At 64.4% G+C, this 7,219-nt stretch carries 7 protein-coding genes; 4 read left to right on the top strand and 3 right to left on the bottom strand.

The features are described from left to right. Positions 1 to 84: 84 nt before the first annotated feature. Positions 85 to 810, top strand: coding sequence for a Crp/Fnr family transcriptional regulator (locus tag ACXJ7R_RS20260; protein ID WP_457153402.1), 726 nt, complete (start codon positions 85 to 87; stop codon positions 808 to 810). Here the strand turns inward: ACXJ7R_RS20260 and ACXJ7R_RS20255 are convergent, their stop codons facing one another. Then, positions 811 to 1,170 (bottom strand): hypothetical protein, encoded by a 360-nt coding sequence (locus tag ACXJ7R_RS20255; RefSeq protein ID WP_457153401.1) that lies wholly within the window; start codon positions 1,168 to 1,170, stop codon positions 811 to 813. A gap of 168 nt (positions 1,171 to 1,338) precedes the next feature. Here ACXJ7R_RS20255 and ACXJ7R_RS20250 point away from each other — a divergent pair, with 168 nt between their 5' ends. Together ACXJ7R_RS20250 and ACXJ7R_RS20245 are read left to right on the top strand one after the other, a co-directional pair. Further along, the gene (locus ACXJ7R_RS20250; protein WP_457153400.1) at positions 1,339 to 2,079 is read left to right on the top strand and encodes an XRE family transcriptional regulator; all 741 of its coding nucleotides are present in this window, start codon (positions 1,339 to 1,341) and stop codon (positions 2,077 to 2,079) included. Between the two features lie 179 nt (positions 2,080 to 2,258). Beyond that, positions 2,259 to 4,310: an acyltransferase family protein gene (locus ACXJ7R_RS20245; RefSeq protein WP_457153399.1), complete on the top strand. Its 2,052-nt coding sequence runs from the start codon at positions 2,259 to 2,261 to the stop codon at positions 4,308 to 4,310. Positions 4,311 to 4,584: 274 nt separating this feature from the next. Here the strand turns inward: ACXJ7R_RS20245 and ACXJ7R_RS20240 are convergent, their stop codons facing one another. Further along, positions 4,585 to 5,334, bottom strand: a complete 750-nt coding sequence (locus tag ACXJ7R_RS20240) for an SDR family NAD(P)-dependent oxidoreductase (protein ID WP_457153398.1) — start codon at positions 5,332 to 5,334, stop codon at positions 4,585 to 4,587. 131 nt (positions 5,335 to 5,465) lie between these two features. Here ACXJ7R_RS20240 and ACXJ7R_RS20235 point away from each other — a divergent pair, with 131 nt between their 5' ends. Further along, positions 5,466 to 6,359, top strand: coding sequence for a LysR family transcriptional regulator (locus ACXJ7R_RS20235; RefSeq protein WP_457153397.1), 894 nt, complete (start codon positions 5,466 to 5,468; stop codon positions 6,357 to 6,359). Positions 6,360 to 6,423: 64 nt separating this feature from the next. Here the strand turns inward: ACXJ7R_RS20235 and ACXJ7R_RS20230 are convergent. Then, the coding region (locus ACXJ7R_RS20230; RefSeq protein ID WP_457153396.1) for an HNH endonuclease at positions 6,424 to 7,219 on the bottom strand (796 nt) is incomplete at its 5' end.

Below are 7,219 nucleotides of genomic sequence, written 5' to 3'. Positions count from 1 at the left end.
ATATACGGGCGATCGTCGGCACGTTGATACGGGGCGCGGACGGCTGGGAGATCGGATGGCTCTTGCCCTGCATTGGGGCGTGCCATGACTGATCGGGGCAAAAACCATCAATATCGAAACCAACTATTGCGGCGCATGCCGGCGGATGACCTCGCGCTGCTCGAGCCCCATATGCAGCGGTGCGACCTGCCTTTGCGCCAGATACTGGTGAGCCCCAATATTCCAATCGAGGCCGTCTACTTCATCGAACGGGGCATCGGTTCGGTGGTCGCCAGCACGACCAGCGGCCACGAGGCCGAAGTGGGCTTCATCGGCTTCGAAGGCATGACGGGATCTTCGCTGGTGATGGGCGACGACCGTGCGGTGCATGCCTGCTATGTGCAGCTTGAAGGCGAGGCCATACGCATCGAAGCCGGCCCCTTTAACGCAGCACTTGCAGCAAGTGCGACCTTGCGGATGTTCCTGCTGCGCTTCGTCAACGCGCTCCAGACCCAGGCCGGTTGCACCGCACTCGTCAACGCAAGGCTGAAGCTCGAGGAGCGGCTGGCGCGGTGGCTGCTCATGTGCGACGACCGGGTGCCTGGCGAAACCCTGGCCATCACGCACGAATTCCTGGCCATCATGCTTGGCGTTCGGCGGCCAGGCGTCACCGTTGCCCTCCAGTTGCTGGAAGGCCGCGCGCTGATCCGTTCGCGCCGCGGCGAAATCGTCATCCGCGACCGCGCCGGATTGGAAGAACTCGCCAATGGCAGTTACGGCCAAGCCGAGGCCGAATATGTCAGGCTGCTCGGCGAGATCGATGCCGACTGATCAAGGGCGCCGCGCCGCCGGCTTGCCCGATGATGTCACTTTGCCGGGCCGTGTCGCACCGACTTCATAGTCATCCGCCGCCCTTTTCCGGCCAACCGGTTCATTTCTGCCAATTGGCAACCCGRCATGCTCCAGGCTTGCGAGCTTGCATTTCGTCTGTTCGGCCGCCGCCCCGATAAGGCAATCGATGGTGAACATGGCGCCGGCGTGATCGCTCGCGGCCACCGCCTGGCGTATCTTGCTCAATTGTGCTTGCGTATAGTCCAGAAGCTCGACCAGGCCGGTGTGATCCAAACCGCCCTCCATAACAGGATGTCGAGTGGCCGATCCAGGTCGCTCTTGGCACTGGATTACGCCCATTTGGCGGGCTTGCATAGCCAAACTGTCAAAACCGTACAGTCTTCGTGTCACCGGACCGGCCGCGCTATTGGCCCAAAGTCCCTCTTCGCGAAACCGTCGCCGCATGCGAGTTTGGCAAAATATAAGTTATCGCTTGAATAAGCATCCGTACGTCGCGGGGGCGATGTCGTGCCAATTCGCGAGAATCTCGCCGCCAATCTCAGGCGGCTGGTCCAACGCCACGCTTCCGTGAGTGCGGTGTGCCGTGAGCTTGGCATCAACCGCACCCAGTTCGAGCGTTATCTGCAAGGCCAGGCTATTCCGAACAAAGCCACCGCCAGGCTGATCTGCGGCTTCTTCAAGATCGACGAGAACGATCTTTATCGCGAGCCCGCTGCCGCGGCAGCCACCGACAGCCACGCATCGCTGCGCCAGAGACTGTATGAGACCATGGTGCATCCCCCCTCGCCGGCCATCGCCGGTGGCACCTATTTCACCTATTTTTCAGTTCCCGGCCGCCCCGACCTTTTGACGCGCTCGATCACCTTCGTGCAGCGTGAGACCGAGTTGGTCACCTTCAGGCGCGCGACGCGGTGGGCTCCAGACGACAGCCATGGCGGAGCACGGGCGCCCGACAACCACTACGGCGTGGTGATCTCGCGCCTGAACTGGATCTATTTCAGCGGCATCAACAGCCGCCAGACCGGCGAGCCGTCGATCGTAGCCGTGCAATGGGCCCCCATCTCTGAGCCGGTTCTGGTCGGCAGGGCCATTGTCCTGACTGGATCAGGGCCAGCCTTCKTTTCGGTCATCATGCGGCGGGACGTCACCAAGATCAGCCTGAGACAGGCAATGCGGATGGCCCACACTGTCAGCCTCGATGACCCCGGCGTCGATCCTCTGGTGGCAAGCCTCGCGCGCGAGGCTTGATGCACCAGATCCGGAGCGACTGACGGCGCGGCGCGGCCGGTGGGAGAGGACCTTCCTTTTCTTGCCATATTGCACTGCGAAAGATTTGTTGCATTGCGATGTCAACCTGCCCGGCCGACACTTGCGACGGGCTGGGACAAGCGGTGGGCCAAGAGGTGGGCTTGCACGAAGGAGCCGTCTTGGCAGCATCGTTCCGGCCGGACATACAGGGTTTGCGCGCGCTCGCCATCGGCGGCGTCGTCGCCTATCATTTCGGGCTCTCCGCCCTGCCGGGCGGCTTTGCCGGCGTCGACATCTTCTTCGTCATCTCCGGCTGGCTGATCACCACCCACCTCATGCAGGAGATCGGCGACACCGGCAGGCTCGACCTCTGGCGCTTCTATGCCAGGCGCGCGCGGCGCCTTTTGCCGGCGGCCCTGTTCGTCATCGTGGCGACGCTTGCGACCGGCTATTTCATCCTGTCGCCGCAGGAGCAGGCGCTTTATTCGCGCGGCGCCATGTTCGCCTCCGCCTACGCCATCAATCTGTGGCTGCTGCGCTGGTCGTTCGACTATTTCGCCGCTGACGCCACCAGCAATCCCTTCATCCACTTCTGGTCGCTGTCCGTGGAGGAGCAGTTCTACCTGGCCTGGCCGGCGCTGCTTCTGCTGGCGGCCTGGCTGCGTCCCGGCCGGCGAACGGCCGTGGCCGTGATCGGCGTCGCCGGCCTCGCCTCCTTCGTCGCCTGCGCCTGGCTGACCAGCGCGGCACCGGCATGGGCCTTCTATTTCTCGCCGCTGCGTGCCTGGGAGTTCGCCGCTGGCGGCCTTGCGACGCTGGTCCCAGTGACTTTCCTGCTGCATCGTCCGTGGCTGTGCGCTGCACTTGGCTCGATCGGCCTGGCGCTGATCGCGGCGGCCTATCTGTGGCTGAGCGAAGACCTGCCCTTTCCCGGCTACCTGGCGCTGCTGCCGGTTGCCGGCACGGTGCTGGTGCTGTTGGGCGGGGCTGGCGAGGAACGGGCTGGCATATGGACCAAGGGGCGGGCCAACAGGCGGAACAACTGGCAGACCTTTGGCCCGGCCGCAGCTCTGTCGCTGCCGCCCCTGCAATGGATTGGCGCGCTCTCCTATTCGCTCTATCTCTGGCACTGGCCGGTGATCGTCTATGCGCAGATGCTGGTGCCGGATCTCAGCGTGCCGCAGCGCCTCGGTTGCGGCGCGCTAGCCTTGGCGCTGTCGGTGTTCACCTATCGCCTGATCGAGAACCCCGGACGACGTGCCGGCTGGCTGACGGCAGGCGCCAGGGCTCCTTATTTCAGCGCAATCCCCGACGCAAAACCGCGTCTCACTTTTCCTGCAATAGCGCTGGCTCCCGCGCTTGCGCTGACGGGTGCCGGCGTGGCGGTGGCCTATGCCAATGCGCATCTGGCCCAGCGCAACATCGACCCCGAGCAGCGCGGCATCGAGCAGGCGGCTGAACAACCCTCCATCGTGCGCGCCGTCGACAAGAGCTGCCTGCTCGACTTCCACACGGTGACGCCCAAACCTTGCACGTTCGGCGCCGCCGATGCCGCCCACACCATCGTGCTGTTCGGAGATTCGCATGCCGACCACTGGTCGACGCCGCTGATCGAGGCGGCCAGGCGCAACGATACCAGGGTGGTCACCTATCTCAAATCATCGTGCCGCGCCTCGCGGCTCTCGACCTTCAACACCGTGCTGAAACGCGACTACACCGAATGCGACGCCTGGCGCGAGCAGGCGATATCGGACATCATCGCCCGCAAGCCGCGCCTGGTGGTGATCTCGGAATTTTCCATCGGCAATCTGACGCGCGACATGCCCGCCGCCAGCCGCACCGCCGAGACCGCGCGCTGGCAGGCTGGCCTGCGCTCGACCTTGCAGGCGTTCAGCCGGGCCGGCGTCGAGGCCGCGGTGATCCGCGACACGCCGATCAACGCAAGCTTCGCCGATTCCTGCGTGGCGCGCACACTGTGGTGGCGCGAGGCACCGTCGCCGCACTGCGACACGCCAAGGACCGAGGCCGCCAATGACGGCGCGGCCGCCACCGAGCGCGCCGTCGTGGCCAGCGTACCCGACACGCTCTATGTCGACCTCACCGACCATTTCTGCGGCCACACCTCTTGCCACGTCTTCATCGGCGGCAAGCTGGCCTTCCGCGACCGCCACCACCTCGCCACCGCCTTCGCCGAGACGCTGGAGCGGCCGCTGGAGAAGGCGTTGTTTTAAGTGATGGTGGCGCGGATCGCCTTTCTGTGAGGCCAGTGCTGCCCCTCATCCGCCTGCCGGCACCTTCTCCCCGTATAGTGACGGGGAGAAGGGAAATCGCCGCAACCTTCGTTCTTCGTTCTCACCGCTGACGATTGGCAAAACCATACACGACAGCGTCCTTCTCCCCGTCACTATACGGGGAGAAGTGCCCGGCAGGGCGATGAGGGGCAGCGCCTCGGAAGACAGTCGCGTGCGCCCTCGGCACCTCATCCTTCCGATCTCGCCCGCGCGCCTATCGCCACCCACCCGACGCCGTAATCCGCTCTCCCGTCAGCCAACCGGCCTCGTCGGACGCCAGAAACACCGCCACCCGCGCAATGTCGTCCGGCTGGCCGAAGCGGCCGAGCGGGGTGACCGCCACCAGCGCCTCCTCGTGTTCGCTGCCGACAATGCCGACGCGCTGCAGCCCTTCGGTGTCGACACCGCCTGGCGCGATCGCGTTGACGCGGATGTGGCGGGCGCCAAGCTCGCGCGACATCGACAGCGTGATCGAATCCACCGCCGCCTTGGTGGCGGCATAGACCAACGAATTGGGCTGCGGATTGGCACTGGCGACAGAGCTGATGTTGATGATGCTGCCGCCGGCCGGCCCGAAATGCCTCACCGCTTCCTGGATGGTCAGCACGACGCCCAGCACATTGGTGTCGAATTCGCGGTGGAACTCGGCCTCCGTCACCGCCTCCAGCGGCTCGAACTGGAACACGCCGGCATTGTTGACCAGGATGTCGACGCCGCCGAACGAGGACTTTGCCGCTTCGAACAGGCCGCGCACGTCAGCCGCTTGCGCGACATCGCCCTTCACCGCCACCGCCCGGCCGCCGGCATCCGCGATGGCGGTGACGACGCGCTCGGCCCCTTCCCGCGATGAGGCATAGTTGACCACGACAGCGGCGCCCGCCGTCGCCAGCCCCTTGGCGATAGCTGCTCCAATTCCCTTCGATGCGCCGGTGACGATGGCGACCTTGCCGTTCAGACTGCTCATCCATTCTCTCCTTGATCCTGACGATGAGCGGTATTTAAGTGCGCCTAAAAAGCGTATTAGCCTGACCTCAGGCCATTCTTTCTTGCCTGGAATTCCGCAATCAGCCCTTGTCGACATGGGACGTTGCCGCCATGACCACAATCCTCGAAAAGACCGCCGGCCTCGTCGCCTTCGTGCGCACGGTGGATGCCGGTTCGTTCCAGGCCGCCAGCCGGCTGATCGGCTCCAGCCCGTCGGCCGTGTCGAAGAGCGTGGCGAAGCTGGAGCGGAGGCTCGGCGCTAAACTCATCCAGCGCTCGACGCGCCGGCTGGGGCTGACCAGCGAAGGCATCGCGTATTATGAGCGCGTGGCGCCGCTGCTGCGGGCGCTCGACGATGCGCAGGACATCGTGCAGAGCACCGGCACGGCGCGCGGCCTGCTGCGTGTCACCGCCCCGGTCGAACTCGGCCGCGGCCTCATCGCTTCATGGGTGGAACTTTTTCTGGCAGAGCAACCGGAAGTGAAGCTGGAACTCAGCGTCACGGACCGCCACGCCGACCTGATCCGCGAGAACTATGACGTGGCGGTGCGCATGGGCACGCTGGCCGATGCCGGGCTCACGGCGCGACGCATCGCCAGCCTGCCGATCGTGCTCGTGGCCGCCCCCGCCTATCTCCAGCGTCGAGGCTCGCCAGCCTCGATCGCCGATCTGCGACACCACGATTTCGTCCGCTATGTCTCGGCAGGTCGCCCGCGCCCCATCACCTTCGCCGACGGTACCGAAATCGTGCCCGACGGCCGCTTCGACACCGACGACGGCGGCGCCATCCGCAACGCGGCACTTTCCGGCGCCGGCATCGCTCACCTCCTGCAAGTCGCCGTGCAAGACGACATCGACACCGCCCGACTCATGCGCGTCCTGCCAGATGTGCCGATGCCAACCATGCCGGTCCACATCGTACATGCCTTCGGCCGGCAACTGCCGGTGCGGGCGAGGCTGTTCGTGGAGTTTTTGGCGAGGCAGATGGGGAGGTTGGGAAGGTAGAAGCAAAGCTCCCTCATAGGGGAGAGTGCCGGCAGGCGGATGAGGGGCAGCGCGGTGTTGCGGATCAATGCACTCCAGCGAATTGTTCGCGATGATGGGCTAGGAACGCCGGATGTGGCATCAACCGCGAATCCTTCGGCCAGTGCAAACCTTGGGATTCTGGACGGAAGAGATTTCTCAATTCGCTCGGCACCCGGTTGTGAGCAACCAGCAGCTGATGGTTCTCATCTATGGAAATCAGATGCCGGTCGAACAGCCAGTGTACGGTAGCCGACAGCGCGATGCCGTTCTGAACAACGTCCGGGCCGCCGGCAGCGACCGGCTTGATGTGCGCCGCCTGAACCTCGGCCCTGCCGCCGCCATTGATCATCCGCAGGCCCGTGACGGCGCAGGTATCCTCGTAGGCACGGCAGACCTCCAGACGGAAGGTCGCGTCGCGGATTTTTCGGTTCAGCAAGATCTGTTCGACCCAACGATCCACCGTCTCGGCAAAACCGGGCTGTCCGGCAAAACCGGGCTTGGTCGGCAACGGAATATCGAACGGCAGCATATCGGGGTTGAGTCTCCTGGCGTTGGCAGGATCAAGCGTCTCGCTAAGGCCGGCCAGAACGATGTCGTCGAAATCCTCTTTCGGGATCGGGCGTATCGACTTACCTTGGACCGCCTGACCGACGTGGCTGGGGTCGAGAACCTCACGCAACACCGCCTCCGCATAGCGGCCATCCTTGATGAAAGGCACTGGCGTCGGAAATTCGAGATAGTCCGTCACATAGGCATAGTAACGGTCGGATCGTTCAGGATCGGGCGCAACTTCGGTTACGCGCGCATAAGCGATATATGCACGACGACCGCCATTGCGT

Source organism: Mesorhizobium sp. P5_C1 (genome assembly GCF_054049815.1).
This window is presented reverse-complemented; position numbering and strand designations above follow the sequence as displayed.

Excerpts from the sequence above, each read along its gene's own strand:
- ACXJ7R_RS20260 (WP_457153402.1), top strand. The coding sequence starts at position 85 with ATGACTGATCGGGGCAAAAACCATCAATATCGAAACCAACTATTGCGG.
- ACXJ7R_RS20240 (WP_457153398.1), bottom strand. The coding sequence starts at position 5,334 with ATGAGCAGTCTGAACGGCAAGGTCGCCATCGTCACCGGCGCATCGAAG.
- ACXJ7R_RS20235 (WP_457153397.1), top strand. The coding sequence starts at position 5,466 with ATGACCACAATCCTCGAAAAGACCGCCGGCCTCGTCGCCTTCGTGCGC.